The 23,188-nt window shown below is 67.6% G+C and carries 22 protein-coding genes; 5 read left to right on the top strand and 17 right to left on the bottom strand.

All coding sequences use genetic code 11. The features are described from left to right. Positions 1–27 precede the first annotated feature (27 nt). From BDD21_RS22675 to BDD21_RS22665, 3 genes are all read left to right on the top strand, one after another. Complete coding sequence (locus BDD21_RS22675; RefSeq protein ID WP_120799099.1) at positions 28–387, top strand: TraR/DksA family transcriptional regulator; 360 nt, start codon at positions 28–30, stop codon at positions 385–387. A 66-nt stretch (positions 388–453) separates the two neighbouring features. Next, positions 454–2,400, top strand: coding sequence for an acyltransferase family protein (locus BDD21_RS22670; RefSeq protein ID WP_120799098.1), 1,947 nt, complete (start codon positions 454–456; stop codon positions 2,398–2,400). Positions 2,401–2,832: 432 nt separating this feature from the next. Next, positions 2,833–3,090: a hypothetical protein gene (locus tag BDD21_RS22665; protein WP_147431198.1), complete on the top strand. Its 258-nt coding sequence runs from the start codon at positions 2,833–2,835 to the stop codon at positions 3,088–3,090. A gap of 368 nt (positions 3,091–3,458) precedes the next feature. On the opposite strand, the gene BDD21_RS22660 is transcribed toward BDD21_RS22665, so the two are convergent. After that, positions 3,459–4,274, bottom strand: a complete 816-nt coding sequence (locus BDD21_RS22660; RefSeq protein WP_120800077.1) for a phosphodiester glycosidase family protein — start codon at positions 4,272–4,274, stop codon at positions 3,459–3,461. Between BDD21_RS22660 and BDD21_RS28055 the strand changes: the two genes are divergently transcribed. Together BDD21_RS28055 and BDD21_RS22650 are read left to right on the top strand one after the other, a co-directional pair. Then, positions 4,258–4,629, top strand: a complete 372-nt coding sequence (locus BDD21_RS28055) for a hypothetical protein (RefSeq protein ID WP_170164867.1) — start codon at positions 4,258–4,260, stop codon at positions 4,627–4,629. The two genes, BDD21_RS22660 and BDD21_RS28055, sit on opposite strands and share 17 nt — an antisense overlap. A gap of 417 nt (positions 4,630–5,046) precedes the next feature. Then, on the top strand, positions 5,047–6,549 hold the full coding sequence (locus BDD21_RS22650) for an ISNCY family transposase (RefSeq protein WP_170164866.1): 1,503 nt from the start codon (positions 5,047–5,049) through the stop codon (positions 6,547–6,549). A gap of 252 nt (positions 6,550–6,801) precedes the next feature. On the opposite strand, the gene BDD21_RS22645 is transcribed toward BDD21_RS22650, so the two are convergent. The 16 genes from BDD21_RS22645 to BDD21_RS22570 all read right to left on the bottom strand — a co-directional run bounded on the left by BDD21_RS22645 (position 6,802) and on the right by BDD21_RS22570 (position 23,014). Continuing rightward, complete coding sequence (locus BDD21_RS22645; RefSeq protein WP_007191265.1) at positions 6,802–7,059, bottom strand: type II toxin-antitoxin system Phd/YefM family antitoxin; 258 nt, start codon at positions 7,057–7,059, stop codon at positions 6,802–6,804. A 225-nt stretch (positions 7,060–7,284) separates the two neighbouring features. Then, positions 7,285–10,044: a conjugal transfer protein TraN gene (gene traN / locus BDD21_RS22635; protein WP_120799093.1), complete on the bottom strand. Its 2,760-nt coding sequence runs from the start codon at positions 10,042–10,044 to the stop codon at positions 7,285–7,287. Beyond that, positions 10,031–11,062 (bottom strand): TraU family protein, encoded by a 1,032-nt coding sequence (locus BDD21_RS22630; RefSeq protein ID WP_120799092.1) that lies wholly within the window; start codon positions 11,060–11,062, stop codon positions 10,031–10,033. Before BDD21_RS22630 ends, traN begins: the two co-directional genes overlap by 14 nt. After that, complete coding sequence (locus BDD21_RS22625) at positions 11,059–12,243, bottom strand: TrbC family F-type conjugative pilus assembly protein (protein WP_120799091.1); 1,185 nt, start codon at positions 12,241–12,243, stop codon at positions 11,059–11,061. Before BDD21_RS22625 ends, BDD21_RS22630 begins: the two co-directional genes overlap by 4 nt. After that, positions 12,230–12,760 carry a signal peptidase I gene (gene lepB, locus BDD21_RS22620; RefSeq protein WP_120799090.1) on the bottom strand — a complete coding sequence of 177 codons (531 nt, stop codon included), beginning with the start codon at positions 12,758–12,760 and terminating at the stop codon, positions 12,230–12,232. Before lepB ends, BDD21_RS22625 begins: the two co-directional genes overlap by 14 nt. After that, positions 12,757–13,104 carry a hypothetical protein gene (locus BDD21_RS22615; protein ID WP_120799089.1) on the bottom strand — a complete coding sequence of 116 codons (348 nt, stop codon included), beginning with the start codon at positions 13,102–13,104 and terminating at the stop codon, positions 12,757–12,759. The genes lepB and BDD21_RS22615 overlap by 4 nt, the downstream gene beginning before the upstream one ends. Then, positions 13,094–15,508 (bottom strand): type IV secretion system protein TraC, encoded by a 2,415-nt coding sequence (gene traC, locus BDD21_RS22610; protein WP_120799088.1) that lies wholly within the window; start codon positions 15,506–15,508, stop codon positions 13,094–13,096. The genes BDD21_RS22615 and traC overlap by 11 nt, the downstream gene beginning before the upstream one ends. Next, positions 15,505–15,666 (bottom strand): RRXRR domain-containing protein, encoded by a 162-nt coding sequence (locus BDD21_RS28050; RefSeq protein WP_170164865.1) that lies wholly within the window; start codon positions 15,664–15,666, stop codon positions 15,505–15,507. Before BDD21_RS28050 ends, traC begins: the two co-directional genes overlap by 4 nt. After that, positions 15,663–16,580, bottom strand: coding sequence for a hypothetical protein (locus BDD21_RS22605; protein ID WP_120799087.1), 918 nt, complete (start codon positions 16,578–16,580; stop codon positions 15,663–15,665). Before BDD21_RS22605 ends, BDD21_RS28050 begins: the two co-directional genes overlap by 4 nt. An 86-nt stretch (positions 16,581–16,666) precedes the next feature. Continuing rightward, positions 16,667–16,999, bottom strand: a complete 333-nt coding sequence (gene traA / locus BDD21_RS22600) for a TraA family conjugative transfer protein (RefSeq protein ID WP_120800076.1) — start codon at positions 16,997–16,999, stop codon at positions 16,667–16,669. A gap of 86 nt (positions 17,000–17,085) precedes the next feature. Then, positions 17,086–17,496: a TraV family lipoprotein gene (locus BDD21_RS22595; RefSeq protein ID WP_120799086.1), complete on the bottom strand. Its 411-nt coding sequence runs from the start codon at positions 17,494–17,496 to the stop codon at positions 17,086–17,088. A 9-nt stretch (positions 17,497–17,505) separates the two neighbouring features. Further along, the gene (locus BDD21_RS22590) at positions 17,506–17,751 is read right to left on the bottom strand and encodes a conjugal transfer protein TraV (RefSeq protein WP_120799085.1); all 246 of its coding nucleotides are present in this window, start codon (positions 17,749–17,751) and stop codon (positions 17,506–17,508) included. After that, positions 17,748–18,515, bottom strand: a complete 768-nt coding sequence (locus BDD21_RS22585) for a DsbC family protein (protein ID WP_120799084.1) — start codon at positions 18,513–18,515, stop codon at positions 17,748–17,750. The genes BDD21_RS22590 and BDD21_RS22585 overlap by 4 nt, the downstream gene beginning before the upstream one ends. Positions 18,516–19,947: 1,432 nt before the next feature. After that, positions 19,948–21,096 (bottom strand): DUF4346 domain-containing protein, encoded by a 1,149-nt coding sequence (locus tag BDD21_RS22580; RefSeq protein WP_120799083.1) that lies wholly within the window; start codon positions 21,094–21,096, stop codon positions 19,948–19,950. Between the two features lie 54 nt (positions 21,097–21,150). Continuing rightward, on the bottom strand, positions 21,151–21,600 hold the full coding sequence (locus BDD21_RS22575; RefSeq protein WP_211335133.1) for a DUF4351 domain-containing protein: 450 nt from the start codon (positions 21,598–21,600) through the stop codon (positions 21,151–21,153). 88 nt (positions 21,601–21,688) lie between these two features. Next, entirely contained in the window at positions 21,689–23,014 is a 1,326-nt protein-coding gene (locus tag BDD21_RS22570; protein ID WP_245969752.1) for a tyrosine-type recombinase/integrase, read from the bottom strand. Between the last annotated feature and the right edge of the window lie 174 nt (positions 23,015–23,188).

Raw genomic sequence — 23,188 nt, 5'->3', positions numbered from 1 at the left:
ACGTGTCACGTTGAACGAGGCCGACCGATGACATCCGATCCGCGCACCTACGGGGAACGACTCCAATCGGAGCTGGATGCTTTGATCATCGACATCGCCGAATCCAACGACGCGGGCGGCACCGTGGAGCTGGACCAGACACGCGTCGGCCGCCTCTCGCGGATGGACGCCATGCAGCAACAGGCGATGGCGAAGAACACACACGAACGCTACGGCATCCGACGGCGCCAAATCGAGGCCGCACTCGCACGGATCGAGGCGGGGACCTTCGGCCTCTGCTGCTTGTGTCGTGAGCCATTGGACAGCGAGCGACTCGATTCGGATCCGGCCGTGGTCTTTTGCGCGGACTGTGCGGAAGCGCGCGAGCAGGAACGCGGGCAGCGCTGATTCCCCGTTGACCAAACCGGTCGGGGACAACGGACACCACCGGCAGCTCGGGAGGACGCATTCCGGATGGTCGAGTCTCATCCCTATCGCGCCGACATCGACGGCTTGCGCGCCCTGGCCATCGTGCCGGTGGTGCTCTTTCATGCCGCGATCCCGGGGTTCGGAGGCGGCTTCGTCGGCGTGGATGTCTTCTTCGTGATCTCCGGCTACCTGATCACCTCGATCATCGCGCGCGAGCTGCAGACGGGCCATTTCTCGATTGCGCGTTTCTACGAGCGACGGGTGCGACGCATCCTGCCGGCCTTGTTCGCGGTCCTGCTGGCCAGTGCACTGGCCGCCGCCTTGATCCTCTATCCCGCCGAGGCACGCGGTTTCGCCCGATCGTTGATCGCCGCGACCCTGTTCGTCTCGAGCATCTTCTTCAACCGCGAAAGCGGCTATTTCGATCAGGAGGCCGAGCTCAAGCCCCTGCTGCACACCTGGTCGCTCTCGGTCGAGGAGATCTTCTATATCCTCTATCCGGTCCTGCTCTGGCTGGTCTGGGGCCGCGGACTGAGGACTCGAATCGCGCTCGTCGGCGGGATCGCAGCGCTCTCGTTTGCGGCCTCGGTGATCGCGCTCCGGCTCGACCCCGCTTCGACGGCCGCCTTCTTTCTGCCGCATCTTCGGGCCTGGGAGCTGCTGATCGGCGCGCTCGTGGCCTTGGCCCCGCTGCGTCTGCCGCGCGGGAGGCTCTTCTCCGACCTGATCTCGATCCTGGGACTGGTGCTGATCGCCTGGCCCGTCCATGCCTATTCGCAGGAGACCGTCTTCCCGGGGCTTGCCGCCCTGTCGCCCTGTCTCGGCGCGGCACTGCTGATCCTTGCGGGCCAGCGGCGGCCGTCGCTGATCGGGCGGGGCCTGTCCTGGCGGCCGATCGTCCTGATCGGCCTGATCTCCTACTCGCTCTACCTCTGGCATTGGCCGATCTTCGTCTTCGCGCGCCACTTGATGGGTCCGAACCTACCGCTCGGGGTATCGCTGCTCCTGGTCGCGGCGAGCCTGATCCTGGCGATCCTCTCCTGGCGATTCATCGAGCGCCCGTTCCGGGGCCGCTCCGGCGTGCTGCCGCGGCCGCTGCTCTTCGGTGCAGCCGCCCTCGCGGCCGCGCTCCTCGTCGGCATCGGCGTGCACGCCGAGCGCACGGCCGGATGGCTCGGCCGCTATCCTCCCGAGCTTGCCGTTATCCTCGCTGCCGCGGATGACCGCGATCCGCGTCAACTCACGTGCGAGAGTGTGCGCGCCGATACCCCCGGATGCCTCTACGGCGATCCGGAGGCCGCGCCGATCATCGCGCTCTTCGGAGACAGCCACGCCGCCACCTACGCGACCCTGCTCGGCGAGCTGGCGCGCGAACGCGGAACCTCCGTGCTGAGCCTGGCGATGCCGATCTGCCCGCCGGCCCTCGGCTGGCAAGGGGAGCTCTTGTCCTGGCGGGAGGATTGCGAGCGCTTTCAGCGGCTCGCGCTGGATCGGATCATCGCAACGCCGAGCATTCATACGGTGGTGCTCTCGGCCCGCTATCGGATCTACCCCTTCGATGATCCCGACTCCGGACTCGTCGATGCCATCGACGCCGCCATCGGCGCCCTGGCCGCGGCCGGCAGGCGGGTCGTGCTCGTCTATCCCGTGCCCGAGCCTGGCGGGGATGTCCCGACGGTTCTGGCAGAAGCCGTGTTGAAGGGGCATGACCCGGAAGGGATCGGTCAGCCGCTCGCGCAGCTCGCGGAGGACGCTCGGTGGGTCACCGACGCCCTGAATGACCTTGGCGCGCAGACGCCGCTGATCCGGCTCCATCCGCATCGGATCCTGTGCCGGGACGGCCAGTGTCACTTCTACCGCGACGGGCAGGTGCTCTACTACGACGACAATCATTTGAGCGTGAGCGGGGTGCGCTTGTTGCGACCGCTCTTCGCGCCTCTGTTCGATCGCCCGGAGGAACACGGACGCGCTTGGCTGGATGGAGCTCGATGACGAGAACGACACTCGAGCGACAACAGGTCTGGATAGATCCGGCCGCTATCCTCGCGGGGCTGATGTGGGGGAGTCTGTCTCCCGATCGCTCGGGTCTTCGAGGTCTGGCTTTGACCGCTCCCGGATCTGCTGCTCTTTACGACCTTGGTGCAGGTGTCCTTTTGCATGCGCGAGACGCCTTCCGTGATCGGTGTTTCGTACTGGCCGTCGGGGTCGGCAACGTCGTGCTGGTTCCCCTGTTGGTCCGGGCCATGCTGCGATGGCTGCCGGCGGAGAATCTCAGGGCGACCGTCTTGGCCGAGGGCCTGTTGCCCGCGGCGGTACTCCTGATCGGTATTCCCGTTTCGCCTGCGGCGGTTTCGGAGCGCTGGATCCAAGCCGATGCCGGACGGGCGGTTTGGCGTGAACGGCTTGGCCTGGTAGGTGGTGCCTGTGATTGCCCTGGTGGTGCTCCTGATCGCGGGCGCGCAGGTGAACTCGGTGTGCACCGCGGGGCCGGTGCTGCCGACGGTCCTGCCGGTGTTCATCGCTTGCCTGCTGCTGGCTGCACTCCTTGCTTGGTTGCTCGCACCTCTCATGCGGCTGCGCTTCGATGCGGGTTGCGCCTCGGCCTTCAGTCTCGGAGCCCGAAACTCGTTCGTCGTCCTGCCCTTTGCGTTGGCCTTGCCGACGGGATGGAAGAAATCTTAACGGTCGGGGTTTGATTGAAAGACAGCAGCAGCTCTTCGAATCGGTGGCCGCTCCTCGACGGAATTCGGTCACCCCGAATCAACGCCGACCTGGCAGCAGAAAGAATGGAGTGGACGCCGAGGACGGCGGGATTGGGTGACCGCTGATGGGGCGGAGTGGCCACGAATGCCGGCGACTCGACTGGCAGCAAACCGCGTCCACCAAGTCGAACAGACGCATGGCAACCGTCGGCTTACCGCCGGACGCCGGTGATGGCATCGCCGGCGCCTGCTCTTTGGCGGCTCCGAGTGCCGATGCCGATGTCGCTTTCCGGAATCCGCCTTCACAGGGGGGTGCTGACCGATCGGTTTCGGCTCCCACGGCACGATTCAACGCGGGCAAATTCCGAGCAGGTTCCTTACGCGTTTCCAGGGTTGCAGGGTCACCGGAGCCCGGTCGGCGCCGCGGTCGAAGAAGAATCCGCTTGAGGATCCGCCGTCGAGGTTGATGGCGCGATCGACCCGCCAAGGCGTCAGGACGTCCGGGAAAGCGAGAATTTCCCCGAGCTCGGCGAGGGTGAGACTGCTTGTGATCGCACCGATGACCCAGTGTCCGCGCCAATCCGTAGCGATGAAGGTACGCCGCCGCGGATCGGTGGCCGACAGGCCCCGCACCGGGCGTCCGTCTTCCACGAGATAGGGTCCGGTCTGCAACAAGGCGGTGATGCTCGGGTGATCTTGGAACCGGCCACGCCGGACGAGGTGGATGCCGCGCTCGTCGCTGTAGATCACGCCGCTCAGGAGTTTTGCGGTCTCGAAGCGATTGATCCGTCGTCCTTTGGAGATCACGAGCCCGGACGGCTGTCGATCCGGATGAAAGAAGCCGCCGTTGACCCCGGCAACACAGCCCTCGGCGCGGAAGGCCGCCTCCAGCGTCGGATGAGCCGGTTCGGAGCCGGCCCCCAGATCGATCACCTCCAAGCGGAATGTCCGCGAGGCGAAGAAGGCGAGGTGTGCGGTGACCTGTTTGCCGTCGGACGGGCGCACCGCGGTGCGATTGGCGTAGGCGAGGTCCACGCTGATGTCCTGCCGCTGCGACTCCCCGGCAGGCGTCCAGTCCACGGCGAGCGTGGTCGAAGCTTGCAGCAGAAGGGCCAGGAGAAAAACGCCCGGCCACGCTGGACGGGCGTTGAACGACCTGCGCATGCGACCGGCTCGCGCTTGTCGGATCGGCCTCATCATCGACCCGGCTGCCGGAATCCGTTCAATGGTCCTGCATCATGGCGGCGAGCTGCTTCCAACTCAGGTAGCGGCGTTGCCGATGGAGGGTCGACCGGGACCGGCGGATGCCGCGATCAGCGAAACACGCTTGGTCATGGCATTCTCATTCGGTTCGCGGCACAAGACCGACGCGGCAGGCCTCAAGTGCTCGCAGCAATTTGGTCTTGATCTCCTTGAACAGAACCCCGGGCAACTCGCCATAGGCCACGCTCGCCAAGTCGCCGGGACGCGCGAAGCGCAAATCCGGGCCCGGCCACGTAAATCGGTTGGCCTCGGTTAAGATCACCCAGGATCGCTCGTTGTCCAGTGTGAGACGGCGCTTGGTCGCAGGCGGAAGCTCGACGGCCAGGGACGGGTCTGCCGGCGGACTGTGGGTAACCGGCAGAACCGTGACGATTCGCTCTCCCTCCTGGTTTGTCGTGACCAAAATCACGGCGCAGGGGCGGTCCTTGAGTCCTTCCTCTTGGCCGCGTCGGTGTGCATCTCCCCATAAGTAGTGCCTGAACAGAAACCAACTTTCCTTCGCGAGAACAGTCGGTTATAATATGACCCCATGATCGAAGATCTCGCCGGTTTTCGATCGAGAGGGTCAGAGAAAATTCTAACCTATTGATTTAAGCAGGGCTCGGCAGCGATCTCGGCCTACTTTCGCCGGGGCGCGCCATGAGCCTTCATCAACTTCGTTATTCGAACCGCTATGCGCACCGTCATCGATCCGCAATTGAAACTCGGCGAAGAGGATATCGCCGCCATCGCGCTGGATCTGCGCTCGCGCGACGACATCCCGCAATTGCTGCGCGGACTGCAGCACCTCTACACCCTCCCGCAACTGCGCGAACCCGTGTTCGCGATCCTCGCCGAGGTGCGCCCGCCGGGCGGCGGCGAGGACGGCAAGGCGCGCCCCGAGACCGGCCGACCCGGTCTGTCGCAGTGGGCGATCCTGGTGCTCGGGGTGCTGCGCTTGGGGCTAAATACCGACTACGATCGGATTCTCGAGCTGGCCAACCAGCACACCACCCTGCGCAAGATGCTCGGCCATGCCGACTGGGCCGACGACACGACCTACAGCCTGCAGACGCTCAAGGACAACCTGAGCCTGTTCACGCCCGAGCTGCTCGACCGCATCAACCAAGCGGTCGTGGATGCCGGCCATGCCCTGGTCGAAACCAGTCCGGACGAGCCCCTCGCGGTGCGGTGTGACTCCTTCGTGGTCGAGACCCATGTCCATTACCCGACCGACATCAACCTACTCTACGACGCCGTGCGCAAGGCCATCGAGACCAGTGCCGGGCTGTGCGAGGACGCCGGCCTGAGCGATTGGCGGCAAAGCGCCTACAACGTGCGTTGCCTGAAGAAAGCCTATCGGCGGGCGCAAACCCTCAAGCGCTCCACCGCGCAGGATCCGGACAAACGGGCCGCACGGCGTGTCGAGATCGAAGCGGCCCATGCCGCCTACCTGGAGTTGGCCGAGGGCTTTCTGCGGCGGGCGCGCGAGACGCGCATCCGCCTGCACCTGATCGCGGCGCTGCCGAACGTCCGGCTCGCGCCGCTCGATGCATTCATCGCCCACGGCGAGCGGCAGATCGACCAGATCCGCCGCAGGGTGCTGTGCGCTCAGACCATCCCGCATGCCGAGAAGGTCTTCTCGATCTTCCAGCCCCACACCGAGTGGATCAGCAAAGGCAAGGCCGGCGTGCCGGTGGAGCTGGGCCTGCGCGTGGCGATCGTCGAAGACCAGCACGGCTTCATCCTGCACCATCGGGTCATGGAGCGCATCACCGACGATCAGGTCGCCGTTCCCTTGGTGGAGGAGACCGTGGAGCGCTTCCCGACGGTCGCCAGCGCGAGCATGGACAAGGGCTTCCACAGCCCCGCCAACCAACGCGGGTTGGCCGAGGTGATCGACTTTCCGGTGCTGCCGAAGAAGGGCAAGTGCTCGGCCGCGGAGCGCGCACGCGAAGGCGATCCGCGCTTCATCCAGCTGCGCCGCAAACACTCCGCCGTGGAGTCCGCCATCAATGCGCTGGAGGTCCACGGGCTCAGCCGGTGTCGCGATCACGGGATCGACGGCTTCAAGCGCTACGTCGCCTTGGCGGTGGTGGCGCGCAACCTCCAGCGCATCGGCGCGCTGCTGTTGGCGCGGGAGGCCGAGGAGGCGCGCCGCGAGCGGGAACGACAGCGCCGCCGACGCGCGGCTTGACCCTGTCGATCGGGCCGGACGCCTCCTCCGACGGGAGTGGTGCGCCTGCCGCATGGTGGCGATGCGAGTCGTTCTCATTTGAGTGGCTTGATTGCGCGAATGGGCATCGAATGAGGCTCGATTGAATACGTCGGCCCACGGCCGCCATTCAGAGCAGAGCGCGGGGGAGAGAAAAAACGGAGTTTTCGGTCGAGCACTAAGTAGGCGTAGCGAATCACCAGACCCGGGATTGGCTCCGGCAATGTCACTGTTCTAGCCGGTCACTTCAGCGTCAAAGGTGGCGGCGTGCGGTGATGCCTCGACGGCGCGGATGGCCTGGAGGTCGGCCTCGGTGAAATCCGCCAGCTGCATGACCTGCCGGTCACGTTTCTTCAGCCGTTGGTATTCATCCACCGACAAGACCACCAGCCGCTCGCGTCCGTTGCGCGTGACCGCGACCGGCTCCGTGAGGGCAACATCCTGATAACGGCCGAAGTGTCTCTGAAATTCGGCGGAACTAATGGTGACCATAACCTTGCGTCCTCGAGATCTGTCGTTTCGATATGATACGTAAGATCCGGATGATGCGGAAGATGGCAAGCCGTTCGTTGACCTGGTTCGAATCCGTGAACGATCGACCGGTGTGGCTTTTCCGGACGGCATCAAGATGCCGAAGCGCTCGCGCGAAGGCGCGCAGCGGGCGCATTCACGGCTCCGCGGCGAAGGACCTCGGGGGTTAACAATCCCGACCCGTGCCTACTCGGCAGGCAGAGCCGGAAGCGTCTCGCGCCAGAGTTCGGACTCGGCCTCCTTGCGGACCTCTTCGCTGTCGAGTCCGTCGCTGCGTTGCGTGGTGCGCGTCGCCGCATCCGCCCGGCCCTCGCTGTGGACGGTCAGCGCGCTGCCCGCGCCGGTCAAGTCCTCGACGGTGAGGGTCTCGAGGGTCGGGAAGTGCCCGGTCTCGTAGAGGATCGCCAGCCACTCGTCGAGATTCACCCGGGTCCAGTCGACCCGCGCGAAGTCCCGGATGTCGATCCCGGAGCACTCGGGCGATTCGGCCTCGCCCCAGTCGCGCCCGAGTTGCGGTCGGATCTGCTGGTTCAAGATCCGCGCGAGCGGGGTGTTGAAGCAGCAGTAGCTCTCGCGCTTTTCCACGCACCAGGTGAGCACCTCCTTCTTGCAGTAGGAGCCGACGCGATGGCAGGCGCGCAGCTCGCGTTTGGCGCCCAGCTCGAACTCGCTCTGCTCGCAGGTCCAGATGATGCGGATCAGGATCATCACGACCGTGTAGATCATGTAGGCATACATCGCCCAGGCCATGGCCGTGCCGAGCCAGGCCGTGCCGCCGCCGAGCTGCAGCACCGAGCCTTCCGCCACCACGCCGCCGGTGACCGCCACCCCGCCGCTCGTGGTCGAGAAGAGCGCATTGACCGCGGCATCGCCGAAGAGCTGTGCGGCCCATTCCGCGGTCTGCTTCAGAAGTGCTTGTTTGACCGCATTCACTCCAAACTCTGCCGCGGCGTCGCTGGCGGCCGCCGCGGTCTTGCCGGTGAAGCTGTTGGCCACGCTGGTGAACGATTCCTTGACCGCGCTCCAGGTCGCGGTGACCGGCTGGCGCAGCGTCTCCCAGGAACCGCGGATCATGGCCCCTTTGTCGAGCCCCATGATCGCGGCATCGATCTTCCCGAGCGCGAAGATCAGACTGACGTAATCCGCCAGCGACACGCCTTGGGGTCGCGTGCAGCAGTTGACGATTCCCCCGACCGCGCGTTTGCACTGATGGGCGCTCCCCGAGAACACCCGGCAGCTCCCGCCCGGCGTGCACTGCATGTCGGAGACCGCCATCTGCACCGTCTGCAAGGCCCCGACCGCCTTGGCGAAGTCCGCGGATTGCTCCTCGGGAAGTTCGGCGCAATCCGCGCCGAGGCAGCGCACCGGACCGGCACAGTCGAGCGTGCGGTTGCGCTCCAGAGACGGGATGGTGCGCGCGGTGCCGCAGTCCCAGGTCTCTTCGAACAGAAAACAGATCCCGCGGTTGTCGACGGCCCCCTCGACGCATTCGGATTTGATGAAGCCGCAGGCGGGATCGGCTTCCAAGGCAATGCAGTCGGAGGGTTGATCGCCGTCGTTGTAGGGACACTGCAGCTGTCCCTGCGGATCGGTCCAGCATTGCATCGGCCCTTGGTTGAACCCCGAGCAGCTCGCGGTGACCTTGATCTGCGTGCAGAAGGGGTTCTGACCGGCCACGGGCGGGGCCGCCATGGCGTCCGGGCAGATCCGCACGTCGGCATTCTCGTAACAACCGTCCGCGGCGAGCGGGGGCGAGCCCAAGCATTCGACCGTGCCGCTGCAGAAGTCGCTGCCGAGGGTCTCGAGCAGGTCATGGCAGCCGTCGTTCGCCCCCCAGAGACTGCGCAGCGGCCGGGAGACGTAGTGGATCTCCACCTCGAGCCGGATCCCGCCGGTCCAGGCGGCGTCGTAGACCTGCGCAATGCACCAGGCGCAGCCCGGCTCGGGCAGCGTGCCGTCGGTGAATGTCCAGGCATGGCCGTGGCGCAGACTGAACTGCCCGCCGTTGCGCAGCGCTTGGGTCATCGACTGGGCGGTATAGCCGAACGCGGTGGTCCGGGCGCGGTTCACGCCCGGAAAGCTTGCCGTATACCACCCTTGGTAGCGCTCGAAGAAGAATCCCTCCTCGGGCTCGGGTTGCGCCGGGCGCTCCTCGAAGGCAAGGGTCACCCGAATATCCGTCACGCGCGACGGATCGCTCACGCCGAAGCCGCCTTCCAACGGCGTCTGCAGGGCCAGCACCGCGGATCCATGCCAGGCCCCGGCGCGGTCAAGCACGACCCGCTTGCAGCCGGGTCCGCAGTCTTCGAGTGCAGCACTGCCCGTCACGGTGACGAGGCTGTCCGGCGCGGGCAGTTCGTAGTCGTGATACCAGGAGCAGGAGCCGCCTTGCGGGGTCAGCCGATCGCAGGTGCGCAGGTCCGGGACATGGACCTCGCGGGTCCCGTTGTCGAAGGTCGTCTCGGTCTCGCAATGGCCGAAGGTCTCGGCGATGGCCTCGAAGTCGTCGAGCACGTCGTCGGTCTGCCCCCACAGCGGGTCGATGCGCATGTCGGCACGGGAGCGCTCGACCGAGCCGCGCAGGGTGCGGTACGCCTCGCCGGTCGCCGAGCCCTCGGAGATCAGCGCACCTTGTGCCTGTTGGCCGTGGATCAGGGTGCCGTGGTGATTGCCGTAGAGCCCCGAGAAGCGCGCCGGGTCGCCCCCGGCGGCGCCGGGAAAGAGCGCGTCGAGACGCAGATCCCCGCCCGGCATCGTCAGCGTGTCCCCGGAGAGCGCCGGCAGCGCCAGTGCGCCGGCCGCCGCGCGTCCCGTTTCCTTGCCGGCATCGATGGCGTCGGCAAAGTCGTCGCCCCAGACCAACGCCCACGGCGTCCAGGCCAGAGCGATGCAGAGGAGGCCGGCCAGGGCCCGGACCGGGAGGGCATATCGCTCAGAAGGTCGCACAGCAGTCGTTCCAGCGCCACAGCAGATAGAGATGGTCCTCCCCGACCGCGGGGATGTTGCGCCACTCCCCCCAGGTCAGCGGGCTTTCGCCGATCACGTGGGCGCGCTGCGTTTCGGGCAGGGGATAAAACATCGAGAGCTTGTACTGGCTCTTCGGGAGGAAGGGCGCCATCGGGGAGCCGCACAGCGCGTCGTTGCCCATGGTGCGACGCGCGAGACCGCGGCGATGCAGGGCCGCCAGCGACCGCGCCGAGGCCAGACTGGTCTCGCGCGCACGCGAACCGAGTGTCGGCCCGCGCCCGGTGAAGGGATAGAGGTTGCCCCAGGTCCCGGCACACCAGAAGAGCGCATCGATCGGGGTGCCCGCGGTGGCCGCGGCGGCATCGGCCAGACAGGCGGCCAGGGCGACCGGATTGGCGAGCCAGGCGGCCTCGGGATTGGTGAAGAAGGCCAGCTCGTCGTGGTTCCAGGTCGGATCCAGCTCGGAGAGATAGAGCAGGTCCAGATCGACATAGCCGTCCGGGTTGCAGCGGTCGTCCCAGAACAGATCCAGCAGGATCAGCAGCGGGAAGGCGTACCAGTGGAAGTTGTAGAAGGAGGTATCGCTCGCGTCGTACTCGGCTTGACCGGCGGTCCCGAGCAGACGGCGACTGCCGAGCGGCAGGCGGATCCCGCCCAGAGCGGGTGCGCAGCGCGGGGCATGGACCAGCTCGATCAGCCGTGCGGGCTCCCACATCCCGACGGTGAAGCCCGGATGCGGCACGCCGAGGCCGTCGTTGCAGGCACAGAAGGGGGCCGTGGCGGCACCCGCCGGAGCGGTGCCGCCGAACAGGGGCATGCCGGCGATGCGGATCGGAAACAGACAGGCCCAGCAGACATCGGTGATCAGCTTGCCCGAGAACAGCTCGGCGTCCGGGCAGGCAGGGTCGGCGGCATCGGTCACGCCGAGGGGTGCCGTCAGAAGGGCCACGCAGAGCAGGATCGGGCCGGCGAGGCGGGGCAGGGTGGGTGCCTTCATCGGGGTTCCTCCGGGGGATGCTCGCGCACCAGGAAGACACGACCGGCGGACTCGACGCTCGCCGGCACGCGCTCCAGGGCGAAGCGTTCGCGCACGTCCGGGGTGAGCAGATAGACCGTCTCCTCCAGGGCATCCTCGATGCCGCGAAAGCCCTCCCAGCCGGCCTCGCGATCCAAACGGGTCGCCAGATAGACCGGGCGCAGCGCCCCGGCACTGTCTCCCAGAGCACGGGCCGTGCGGATTTGGGCCGGCTCGGTCGGATCGAACACCACCAGACGCAACCCGAAGGCCAGGCGATCGAGCGGGTTGAGCCGCTCGCCGGCCCGCACCAACAGGGTCCCGTCCGGCAGGGTGATGTCGGCCTTCGCCTCGATCACGGGATCGATCACCCGCGTGCGGGGCTCCCGCGCGGCCGGCAGATGCTCGAAGACCGCGCGTGTCCAATAGCGCGCGAGCGCCTGCTTGCGTAGTGCGGCGAGATCCAAGGCAGCGACCCGGCGCGCGATCTCCTCGAGCATGTCCGGTTCGGAGATCCCCTCGACCGGACCGCGCACCCCCAGATCCCCGGTCCGACCGGCCGCCACCTGGGCATGCAGCCAGGCCGGATCCGACAGGCCGGCGACCCGTGCAATCTCTCCGTCGGGTCCGGACAGGATCATCAGCGGGACGGCCTCGGCGCCGGCCTCGCGAAAGGGTGTCGGGTCGAGCTCGACCGCGGGCATCGGATCGAGCCCTTCAAGCTCCGCGTGGATCCCGCGCATGAAATCCACCAACGGCTCGCCTTCGGCCACACCGCGAAAGACGATCCGTACGTCGGGTCGGGCCGCGCTGGCGAAGATGTCGCGCAGGGCGGCCGCGCCCAAGGCGCGCGAGACCAGGAGGGTGATCGTCTGCGGCGGGGTTGAGGTCGCGTCCGGGACGCCGGGAACTTGGGCGATGGTCTGCCGATGCATCCGTTCAAGCTCGGCCGCGCCGAGCGTCTCGCCCGCGCGCGCCGACGCTCCGGAGCCCGCCCGCAGCCAGTCCGGGAGCGTCGTGCCGGAGACCGCCTCTTGGATGGCACCGGCCTGATCGCGCAGCGCGCGCAGGTCGGCACGCTCGCTTGACTGAGCAGCAGCCGTCGGGGCGATCTGGAGCAACACGAGAAAGAGAACAGGGTAGGGAAGCTCAGAGTAGCGCATAGGCCCGCCCGATGATCTGATGGCGCGGCAGCGGTCCCCAGTAGCGCGAGTCGAAGCTGTCGCGGGTGGCACCCATGAACCAGAGCGCATCGGCGGGGACCACGACCTCGCGGACGAACGTCGCTGCGGGCGTGCCGAGCGTGCCGGCCAGATCCAGTCCTTCGCCGACCGTTCGCTCTTCCACCCGAGTGGTCTGTTCAGTGACCGAGACCCTGTCGCCGGGCAGACCGACGACCCGCTTGATGACCTGCATCTGCATCGGGAAGAACGGCGCCATACGCTCGCCGGCGGGGAAGGCGTAGAGGCCGTCGCGCGCGATCGCGTCGTCGTGGCGATCCACCAGAAAGACCGTGTAGGGCGGCAAGCACTTGTCGATCTGATCGTCGATCGCGATGCGATAGCGCGTCCCCAGATACAGCAGCAACGCCAGGACGAGGAGCAGCACCGGCAGACCGTGCCGGATGGTGCGCGCCAGGCGGGCCGCGGGCGAGTCGGCGATGTGGGTGCCTGCGCTCACGGCTGCCCCCTCGGCGGCACATCCCGCGGCCGCACATAGACATCCTCCGGCGCGGCGAGCACGGCTTGGGCGTCCAAGACCAGAACACCCCCGTCGGCGAGACGGACAGCGGTCGTCTCGAGGTCCGCGATCGCCTCGCCGACATCCTCCGGCGCGATCCCGTCCAGGGCGGCGGCAACATCGACGATCAGCACCGGCGGGCGGGTGGCGATGGCTTCGCGCAGCGGACGGGCCGCGATCTCGGCGCCGAGGTAACCGCCGGCGAGGGCCACAATGGGGATTGCCGCGAGCAGCAGGATGCCGCCGGACCTGCGAGCCGGAGCGGAGCGATTCTCAGGCGGCATCGGACGCCTCCGTCTCGGCCCCCGCCAGCAACCGGTTGATCGCCTGCTCGACACTCATCCCGCGCTCGCGCAGACGCCGAATCGCCGCGACATCCGCGGGCTTGGTGGAGTAGAGGAGCTGCCGAAAGGGGTCGACCATCAGCCGGCCGATCCCCGCGCCGTTGTCGGTCAGGGTCATGATCTCGGAGTAGGCACCGGGAACGGTGTGCACGGTTTTGAGCATTTCCGCGCCCGCGGCGGTCATCGGCAGACGGTGGTCGGCCTTGAGCCGATCGATGGCATGGCCGGGCTGGGCGAGCAGCAGGGTGTGGGCGCTGTTGTCGGCGATCGCCCGCCCGGTGGGGTTGGCGTAGAGGTCGGCGAGGGACTGCGTGACGGTGATCGCGGCCCCGTTGTACTTGCGAAAGCGCCGGTAGCCGTGCTCGATGAAGGTCGCGACATCGCCTTGGGTGAGCAGATCCCAGGCCTCGTCGATCAGCACCAGCTTCTGGCGAGAACGCTCGCCCAGGTACATCGCCTGCTGGATCTGGAAGATCAGCTGAAGCAGGATGACCTGCTGGAGGTGTTTGCGCCCTTTGAGCTCTTCAAGCTCCAGGACCACCAGATCCGCGCTGAAGTCCATCGTGTTGCGCCCGTGGAACCAGCGCCCGTATTCGCCGTGCGACGTGAAGGGGTAGAGCTGCACGCCGACGTCCTGCAGGCGCTCGTCCGCGCAGGCGAGCATGGCCGCGGCGATCAGGTCGACATTCATCGCCGTGCCGTGGGTGTCCCACAGCTCGCGCAGGGCGCGCTTGAGGCCGGCGGTGCGGTAGTCGCCGAGCGGCTCGGTCGGGGCGGCCATCGCGGTCACCATGGCGGCGATCACGTCGGCTTCCTCCTCCCACGTGTGCAGCAGCTCGAAGGGATTCAGCACGATGTCCGAGTCGGCGGTGAAGGCGACGAACTGCCCGCCGAGGGATTCGCAGAGGTTGGCGTAGCTGCGCCCGACGTCGATCACCCAGCAGCGCCCGCCGACACTCAGGTTGGTCGAGAGCAGCTCGTTGGCGAGGAACGACTTGCCCGAGCCCGAGGAGGCGGCGATGACGGCGTTGTAGTTGGTCGCCGAGTCGAAGAGGCTCAGATCCACGAGCTGACCGGTGCGCCCGATCAGGTTCAGGACCGGAGTGCCGGTGCCCTTCCAGTCGCCGAAGACCGGCATCAGCGCGACGGCGTGGGCGGCGGAGAGGGTGCGGTAGCGGAAACTGGTGCGGATCGCCCCGCGATCCGCGCCGAACGGCAGACAGTTGAGGAAGAGCGGCAGCACGAAGAAGCGGTCGGTCAAGACCTGAAAGCCGAGCTCGCGCCAATAGGTTCGCAGATTCGAGGCCGCGCCCGCGGCCTCCTCCGGGGCGGTGAAGAGCACGATCCCCAGATAGGCCTGCAGCGGGCGATCGCCGTGATCCAGCCGGGCGAACAAGGCGTCGAAATCGCGCTTGTTGTGTGCCAGACGCGGCATGTAGTGGGAGAGGTTGCCGCTCACCTGATGGGCCGCCCATTGCGCACGCGAGGTCAGATTCACCCGCGTCGCCTCGGGGTCCGGGAAATGCAGGTTCAGGGTGATCAGCGCGTTGTGGCGCACCCCGCGCGAGCCCGAGAAGGGATCCCCGAGGAAGCGCGCGGCCAGCCCGAAGCCGGCCCGGTCGGGAAAGCGCTTGACCGAGAAGGTCTGGATGCGCTGCTCCCCGAGCGTGATCCCCTTGGCGTCGACATCGATGCCGACGTCGTAGTCCAGATACTGATCGCGCACCGGGCGCCGGGCATCGCACTCGGGCGTGATGCGGTCGCGCCACCCCGCCTGCGGACCCCAGTTGAGCAGGGTCGTCATGATCCGCACATGACGGTCGGCGGTGAGGCTCGCCGGGCGCATCCCGGCGGTCGCCAGCACCTGCAGGGCGGTCGCCTGCAGCTCGCGGGCATCGCGCAACTCGTGCGCGCTCGGCTGCGGGGCGGCCAGCGGCAGCTTGGCGGTGACCAACACCTGCAGCTCGCGCAGGCGTAGATCCCCGGACGGAGAGATCGGCGCGCTGCTGCCGGCGCGCAGATAGGCGGCGGTGCGGCGCGTGGATTCGCGCAAGAGTGCGGTGGCGGTCTCGATGCGCAGCCCTTCCATGCGCGCGACGGTCTCCTCGACATCCGGCGAGGTCCAGAGCGCGACCTGCAGCAGGGTCTCGGGCGGCCAGTCGAGATTGCCGAGCACCAGCAGGCGGTCGGCGTTGGACTGATCGGCGGCGGACAAGGGCTCGCACAGATAGCCGAAGGCGAGCGATTGATCGTCGAGCAGAAACAGATGGCTGTCCGGATCGTAGGCGAGGGTCGGGAAGAGCGCGTTGGCGCGCGAGCCGGTCAATCGACGTTGGTTCGTCATGAAGGCTTCTCGGTCAGGCGGATGATCGGGGGCGTGGTGGAGATCCAGGTCGCGCGGCCGCGCCGGACCATCTCCCGGGCGCGGCGGCGGGCGCAGTCGCTCAAGGGCGTGCCGGAGGGCGAGCGCACCTGGACCGGGGCGGTGCGGGATCGGCTCATGGTCGTGGCCCGTGCGTACTGTCGAACAGGCGGGTCTCCGCGAGTCGAACCATCGGGGAGCGGTCGCTCGGGTCGGCAGGCAGGGAGCCGAGCGACACCAGGGTCGCGCCGTCGACGGCGGCGACTTCGCGCGTGACGATCAACGCATCGTCGATGGCGGACGGATGGAGCCGGAAGACGGCGCCGCGCGCGTCGAGACCCTGCTCGGTGGCCGAGATCGGCTCGAACACCGGCTGGGGGTGGCGTCGGATGTGCGCCGCGCTCCAGGCGAGCGGGTCGACCGCTTCGGCCGTGAACAGCGCGCCACCGTCGGGGAGCAGGATGGCCAGGCCATGTTCAGTACTGGCGACGGCGAGGCGTCCGCCACCGTCGCGTGCGTGCGCCGCCTGCGCTTCGCCGTTCGGTTCAACGGAATAGTCCGCTTCGCTGCAGAGCGCCGTCGGCCGGGGTCCCGCGGAGGATCCGAGGTCGGACTTTCGGTTCGGGGCACAGCGGGTGACGACGAGCGTTCGGGACCGGGACGGAGCGCCGTCGGCGTGGTGCCGTGCCAGTCGATAGGCGACGATGAAGAGACCGTCCGCGCCGTCCGCGGCGAGGGTGATCGCGCGATCGAGCACCGCGATGTCCGGATCCATCGGATAGAGGAGATCGGCGGTACGGGTGAGCCAGGCGTCGTGGTTGGCGAGCGCGCCGTCGAGAACCTGTCGCGCGCTCGCGCAGCCCGCCGAAGCGCGCGCGGGGATGCGCCAACAGACGTGGACCTCGCCCGAACGCGGATAGACGACGAGATCGCCGACACCGGGCAGCACGCCGATCAGGGATTCGGGAAGCCGCGGGGCGACCTCGGCATGCGCGACCGCAATTGCCATGACGAGGGCCGCGCCGGCGACGGCGCGCCTGTCGAATCCGACCATGAAGACCTCGCGTGAAAGGGGGGTCCCGTGGTCGGGACCCGGACATGGACCCGATGGTCGGGGTCCGGGCGATCGGAAGGCTCCGATCAGAGGACGGGCAGGGTGGCGGTGACGACGCCGTCGACGATCGCCGGGGCCAGGAACATGCCCACACCGGCGGCGATGCCCAGGACGAAGCCCATGATCGACTGGCGTGCGGCACCGGCGATGACGCCGATGATGATGAAAATCACGGCCACGACACGACCCAGAAAACCGGTCATCCAGCCGGTGAGCAGGGTGTAGAGGGCCGAGAACTCGGTGCCGGTGGTGCCGGCCGTGGCGGTCGCGGAGATCGCCACGACAACGAGCGTCGCGGCGATACCCGCGAACAGGAGGGTCCGGCGGTCGCGGCCGGACAACGGGGGCGGGGACAACATGAGCATCTTCTCCGAAAGGTTGAGGACCACGCGTCGCACGCGGGTTCGAGTGGGCCGATCGCCCGGCCTGCGCCGGACCACGGTGTTCAGGCGCCGCGCTTTTGCTCCCGCGGCAGGTGCACCGGTGCGTGTGCCGGATCCGTCGCGAGCGTATCCGGGAGCATGACCGGACGCGCGGCATCGCTCGGCGCGGCCGATCGCGGCTGCACCTGCAACGGGCGCAGCACGGTCAAGCGCCCGTGCGCCGCGCCGTCGTAGTGCCAGTGCTCGCGCAGCACCTCGATGTACACCGTGGAAGGCGGATACAGATCGCCGGTCGCATCCTCCCAGGGGGCGATCCAGGCCTGCATCGCCGAGGCGGCGGCGCGTTTGGGTTGATACTCGGCGGGGCGTTGGTCTTGGGCCGCCGTCGGTTCCGGGACGGGTGCTCGGGTGGCACATCCGCTCAGGGCGGCGAGCGCCGAGAGCATGAGCGGCAGCGTGAGGCGTGAAGTCATGGCGGTCTCCTAATCGCGAAGTCGGGTGGTCCAAGCCCAACCGGACCCGGCGGCAAACCCGCTGTCGGTCTCCATCGGGAGCGGGCGCGCGATGGACGCGGGCGGCGGTCCGACACCGTCGCTGAGGCTGTAGACGGCACTCGGCGGCAGACAGAGCGGTTTGCCCGGATAGCCGGGGCAGGCGTATTCGGGGTTGCCCGAAGCGCAGCCGCCGAGCAGGGCCGCGCACAGCAGAAGGGGTGTGGCGTGGATCATTCGGCATGCTCCTCGCTGGCTGCGAGCCAGGCATCGAGGTCGTCCGGGCGACCCTGACGCAGGCGCCCGTCCGGTGCGATCAGGAAGGGCGTGCCGCGAATCCCGAGGATTTGGGCCGCGATCAGGGTGCGTTGCGCAACGACCTCGCCGCAGCCCGCCGCGGGCTCCGGGAGGTCCGCCGTCAGCCCGCCGAGCAGCGCCTCGCGCGCCTGTTCGGGATCGGTTCCGGCCAGACACGCCAGCGCGAGCACGGCGCGCTGCGAGGGCTCGCCCAGCACCGGAAGCGGGACCAGCCGGAAGCGATAGGTCGCGCGCAGCGGCGCCAGATCGGCGTAGAGTGCGGTGCAATGGGGGCAGAAGGGATCGATGAACACGACCACCTCGGGGCCTTCGCCGACGTCGATCGCCCCCAGATCGGCCACGTCGAGCTTCAGTCGCGCCAGATCGATGCGCCCGGCGAGGCGTTGGGTCTGATCGAACGCGGTAAGCTTGGCCCCGTGCCAGAGATCCACGGCACTGCCGCGCAGCACGTAGCGTCCGTTCTCGGAGAAGAACAGCAACTCCCCGTCGGTGGTCTCCACCGCCTGCAGACCGCCGGACGGCAGCTGGGCCATCCGGGCAATCGACGCGCTCGGCAACGGCTCGGCCAGGCCGGGGTTCGCGAGCGACGCCGCCGCCAACCCGAGGGCGGCCAGCGAGGCGACGAGGTGCCGGGCCAGACGCTCGGGCGTCTCGTCGAAGGGTGAATCGAGGTTCTGTCGCATGCCGCTGCCCGGTCGGTGAAGGTGCGGACAGAGTGCCGGCCGACGGGCGTGACGGCGATGGCGCTAAGCGCTCGAAAATGCGGCTTTACTCGCAGGTCTGTCGGCCGCTGCGCAGACGGCGCAGCGGGGAGGCCATCCTGTTCCCGACGGGCTTTTTGTTCACAATCCCTGTGGTCGGTCTTGTGGATAACCTGTGCTCGAGGGGGTTAAGCGCCGGGCAGGGCAGGGCGGAATGCCGGCCGGTCGAAGAATGCCCGGGTCCGGACTGTCCCGGCGAGATCGTGTGTGCAGTGGATCCGGGGAGGGTGGCGTGTTCGTTGTGCAGGTGGCGGATGCTGACGGACCGAATCGCGATCTTGTCCTCGTGACGAAGCGTTTGGTGGCGCTGGATGACGGTGGCGTCTCGACGCTTACGGTTGTTGGTCCAGTCGGCGACGAACTCGCCGACCCGGGCCTTGGCCTGTGCCGCGACCCTGCCCTGCGATGCCCTACGTGGCGGTCCGGGTCAGGACCCGTACGCCGGGTCCCCGGCGGGCGTAATCGGGCGCACCGGATCGGGTCTGCGTTTCGATTTGTCATTCGACACGCGGGGGTCACGCGCGACGACGTCGATTCACTGACGGTTCAATGACGGTTCATATGACGGTTCGGGGGGCATGACGCCCCTATTTCCCGAGGCGTGACGCCCCTAGTCCGCGGGCATGACGCCCCTAGTCCGGAGGCATGGTGCCCCTACCTCCAAGGGTATGACACCCCTACTTTCGGAGGCGTGACGCCCCTGGTCGGGAGGGCATGACGCCTCTACCTCCGGAGGCGTGATGCCCCCGGTTCGGGGATCCGACACCGGTGAAAGAGGAACGACCCCAGCCTGACGTGGCCTTCCCACCGCGCCAAAGTCATCACGCCCGACGAGCGCTGCGATGCGGCACTGGTAGGCCACGCGTCGTGAGGCGCCCGGATCTCGCGCATGCCGGCCCGCCGGTCTGTCTTCGACGCGCGATTCCGGGCCGTGATGTCACTCGGCGACGCAGTGTCGAAACGCCTCTCCGGAACCGACCCCGCGGCAAGGAGCTCCCCGATGCGCCTGCCGAAGCGAGCGGCTTACTGAATCGGTATTCGGAGGCGGTCGGCATCCGCACGCTATGTCGTGCCGAAGGCGCAACCCACGGCGTCGAACGGGGAGGGGAGGGGAGGGGAGGACTCGCCGAGGTGGGCGGTCAACGATCGGATCCGGCATCGGGTGCTCGGCGAGGGCCGCATCGTCGGCGTGCGCGAGAAGGACGTCCTCGACATCGACGGCCGGCGTCGCTCGATCGAACTCGGCCCATCGCCGCTCCGGAGCGCATCGGATGGGGAACCCTTGCGGTGGGCCGCGACGTGAGTGCGGCCGGCGCCGGCTCTCGGGAGCGACGATGACTCGAGGTTCAGTTGGCTATCGAGGATCCCGCCGCCGCGGATGGCGGTGATCGGTCGTCGGCGCGCCATCGCTCGGTGCGATCAGCCGTCGGTCCTGCTCGTAGTCCAGGCCGAGCCGCAGAGCCGTCTCGGCCTTGGCGAGCTCGGCGCCGAGATAGCCGGCATGGCCGAGCTGCGAGACCAGCTCCGCACGCAGCAGCCCCAGCAGGATGCGCTCGCCCGAGCGAGAGCGAATCTCATGCGCCGGGGTGTTGTCCTTCAGGTAGTGTCGACAGAGGATCTCCCCGGCCGGGCGATCGAGCGTGATGAGGAAAAACCCCTTGGGGTCGTATCCGATCGGTTCGCGATGACCGCCCGAGGAGATGCGCTTGAAGGCCGGTTCGGCGCGCTCGCCATCGGATTCGCTCGCGGCCGCGAGCGGCGGGAGCGCCGCCGCGCGTACGACCGCATCCGCAACCGACCGAACAAGCGCCGCGATGTCGGTGACGCCGGTCGCATCGACCAGGACCACCTGACGACGAAAACGCTCGATCCGCTCCACGGGGAGATTGCCGAGCACCGGCAGGTGCCCGCGGGCGGCGATGATGCGCCGATCGGGCCCGACGCCGTTCTCCAGGAGTGCTCGGACCCCTTGGGCGGTGTGAAAGACCGGTGAGTCGGCTCCGCACAGGACCAGGACGCGAATCGCGGGGTTGCCCGCGATATTCGTCACCATCCGCTCGATCCCCAAATTGACCGTCATCAAGCGTCCGGCGATCGCCACACCTGGCAGTGCGGCCAACGGCCGGATCAACTCGCGGCTGGACAGGGTGCAGACGGCGACGGCGCCCGCGGGGTCGCCGATACGATAGTCCCCCGGCGCGAGCGGCCAGCGGGTTTGACCCGAACGGCGGACGAGCCGGCGTCGCAATGGACCGGCCTTGAGCAGATCGAGCGTCGCATCGAGCGTGCGAAACAGCCGCACCGCGACGGCATTCTCGCCGCTCGGATCCTGATTCAGCCCTGTCGCCAGGAGCCGCATCAGGCGCACCATCGGGCGCGCCGAGCGATGCTCCCCTCCGGGCGACGGCCCCGCGGCCTGCGGATCGTCGGGCCTGTTCGGAGTCCGTGTCGGATCGGAACGACAGGGGCCGCCGGTCGCCGGATCGTCGGTCGATCCCGTCATCCGAGATCGGCGGGCATTCGGACCGGCGTCGGTCGCGGGTCGCGCACCGCCGGATCAGTGCTGTCCGAGCCAGGCGTCGAGGTCATCCACGGAGGTGAAGTCTAGGAGCGCCTCGCCGAGCGCCTCCAGACGTTCCAGCGACAACGCGGTGACACGCGCGTCGATCTGTCCGGGCAAGGCACCGAGGCGGCGCTGCAGGAGCTTGCGCACTAGGGTCTCTGCCTCGGCGCGCCGGCCTTCTTCACGGCCTTCCGAATGACCGCGCGTGTAGCCGAGTCGTTCGACGGATGTCACGTAGGGCATGGTCTTGTTTCTCTCCAGAGTCGTGAGGTTCTGCCACAGCTTCGCTTCCAAAGCGACGGGCAGGGTCATCATCCAGTCGATGACGGCGAACAGATCGATGATGCGTTGGCGATCCCAATTGCGTTCGTAGAGGAGTCGCGCAAGCCGCCATTTTGCCGCATAGCGTTGCTCGGCGTCGCCGCGGGTTTGGCAGGTCAGCACATGCGCGGCGGTGGGAAGCGATGCTCGACGGCGTCCTTCCACGGGGTGTCGAGGTCGTCGGCGGGTGTCGGCTGAACGGGGATTTCGGTCATGGGCCCATCCCGTCATTGGCAGCAACGGTGCCGATGCACCGAATCGAAGACGCAGTCGACACGGAAGTGCGCGACCGTTCAGGTGCGCCGACCGCGCAGGTCTCCGGCTCGGCATCGGTGACGCCGCTCCCGGCACACCAGTCCGCCCATTGCTGCATCATGGCGCGGCGCTTGTCGAACAGATCGCCGCGTCGATAGGCTTTTTCAGCCTTGTTGCCGATCACATGGGCCAGGGCCATCTCGCAGACGTGGTTCGGGAAGCTGCTGACTTCACCGGCCCAGTCTCGAAACGACGAGCGGAATCCATGCGGGACCGCGTCGCCCCGCGTGCCGCCGACGCCGTAACCCAGACCGCGCATGACCTGCAGCAGGGCCATATTGGAGAGCGGTCGACCGTGCTTGGCGCCGGGAAACACGTAGGGGTGATTGACAATGCGCGGAAGGGTCTCGATGACGGCCATCGCGGCGTCGCTCAACGGGACGCGGTGCTCGCGATTTCCCTTCATGCGCACGGCCGGTATCGTCCACACGCGGGCCGCGAGGTCGATCTCGGTCCATTGTGCACCCAAGACTTCCCCGGTGCGGCATGCGGTCAAGATCAGGATCTCGAGCGCGCGTGCCGAGACGCTGGTCAATCTGCGCAATTGCACCAAAAACGCAGCGACGTCCTGATAGGGTAGAGCGGGCTGCTGCCGGACGGTTTTGACCTTGGTCGGTTTCGGCAGCAATTTGTCGAGATGGCCGCGCCAGCGCGCCGGATTCGCCGGATCGCGCCACTGCCGGGCAGCGGCAAAGTCGAGGATGTTCTCGATTCGCCCTTGGACGCGTTTGGCGGTCTCGGTCTTCGTGGTCCAGATGGGTTTGAGCACCGTCAGAATGTGCTCGGTGGTCACCTTGTCGACGGGTCTGTTGCCGAGGATCGGGCGGGCGTAGGTCTTGAGCGTGGCCGTCCACTGTCGTGCGTGTTTGCGATTGTTCCAGCCATGCCGGTTCAGCCGGATGAAGGCCGCGGCGGCTTGGGTGAACGTCGGAACAACCTCGGGTGCGGTTTCGGGGGCGAGCGCTTGCGCGCGGTGCTCGAGCGGGTCGATACCTTGGCGGCGAAGCTCTCGCGCTTCTGCAGCCCTTTGGCGCGCTTCCGCCAGCGTGACGGCGGGATATCCGCCCAGCCCCATCTCGCGCTGCTTGCCGGCGCTGCTGTAGCGAAAGACCCACAGGCGGGCCTGGCCTTCCGGGTAGAGCCACAGATTGCCGCCGTCGCCGATCGGCTGAGTGGCGTTCTTCACCTGTCGATCCGTCAGACGATGGATGTTGCGTGCCATGAGCCGATCTCCCAAGTCATACCCACAAACGTACCCACAAAATGGTCTGTGCTTATGGTAGACGCTTTCGGATCTTGCGGCACGTAAAACTCATCAAGCTATTGTTTTTAAGTTTACTTCAGGACCCTTGAGGATATCTTTGATCGTCGTTTTAGCGGACTCCCTCTCCGCCAC

It is taken from the genome of Thiocapsa rosea (assembly GCF_003634315.1).
GTDB lineage: Bacteria > Pseudomonadota > Gammaproteobacteria > Chromatiales > Chromatiaceae > Thiocapsa > Thiocapsa rosea.
The sequence above is the reverse complement of the archived record's forward strand: the minus strand, read 5'-3'. Positions and strand labels throughout refer to the sequence as shown.

Coding starts and splice junctions, on each gene's coding strand:
- BDD21_RS22570 (WP_245969752.1), bottom strand. CDS start 23,014: ATGGCACGCAACATCCATCGTCTGACGGATCGACAGGTGAAGAACGCC.
- BDD21_RS22630 (WP_120799092.1), bottom strand. CDS start 11,062: ATGAAGGCACCCACCCTGCCCCGCCTCGCCGGCCCGATCCTGCTCTGC.
- traA (WP_120800076.1), bottom strand. CDS start 16,999: ATGTTGTCCCCGCCCCCGTTGTCCGGCCGCGACCGCCGGACCCTCCTG.
- BDD21_RS22650 (WP_170164866.1), top strand. CDS start 5,047: ATGCGCACCGTCATCGATCCGCAATTGAAACTCGGCGAAGAGGATATC.
- BDD21_RS22675 (WP_120799099.1), top strand. CDS start 28: ATGACATCCGATCCGCGCACCTACGGGGAACGACTCCAATCGGAGCTG.
- BDD21_RS22645 (WP_007191265.1), bottom strand. CDS start 7,059: ATGGTCACCATTAGTTCCGCCGAATTTCAGAGACACTTCGGCCGTTAT.
- BDD21_RS22590 (WP_120799085.1), bottom strand. CDS start 17,751: ATGATCCACGCCACACCCCTTCTGCTGTGCGCGGCCCTGCTCGGCGGC.
- BDD21_RS22625 (WP_120799091.1), bottom strand. CDS start 12,243: ATGCGCTACTCTGAGCTTCCCTACCCTGTTCTCTTTCTCGTGTTGCTC.
- BDD21_RS22580 (WP_120799083.1), bottom strand. CDS start 21,096: ATGACGGGATCGACCGACGATCCGGCGACCGGCGGCCCCTGTCGTTCC.
- BDD21_RS22605 (WP_120799087.1), bottom strand. CDS start 16,580: ATGGTCGGATTCGACAGGCGCGCCGTCGCCGGCGCGGCCCTCGTCATG.
- BDD21_RS28050 (WP_170164865.1), bottom strand. CDS start 15,666: ATGAGCCGATCCCGCACCGCCCCGGTCCAGGTGCGCTCGCCCTCCGGC.
- BDD21_RS22585 (WP_120799084.1), bottom strand. CDS start 18,515: ATGCGACAGAACCTCGATTCACCCTTCGACGAGACGCCCGAGCGTCTG.
- BDD21_RS22670 (WP_120799098.1), top strand. CDS start 454: ATGGTCGAGTCTCATCCCTATCGCGCCGACATCGACGGCTTGCGCGCC.
- BDD21_RS22660 (WP_120800077.1), bottom strand. CDS start 4,274: ATGCGCAGGTCGTTCAACGCCCGTCCAGCGTGGCCGGGCGTTTTTCTC.
- BDD21_RS22595 (WP_120799086.1), bottom strand. CDS start 17,496: ATGACTTCACGCCTCACGCTGCCGCTCATGCTCTCGGCGCTCGCCGCC.
- traC (WP_120799088.1), bottom strand. CDS start 15,508: ATGACGAACCAACGTCGATTGACCGGCTCGCGCGCCAACGCGCTCTTC.
- BDD21_RS22615 (WP_120799089.1), bottom strand. CDS start 13,104: ATGCCGCCTGAGAATCGCTCCGCTCCGGCTCGCAGGTCCGGCGGCATC.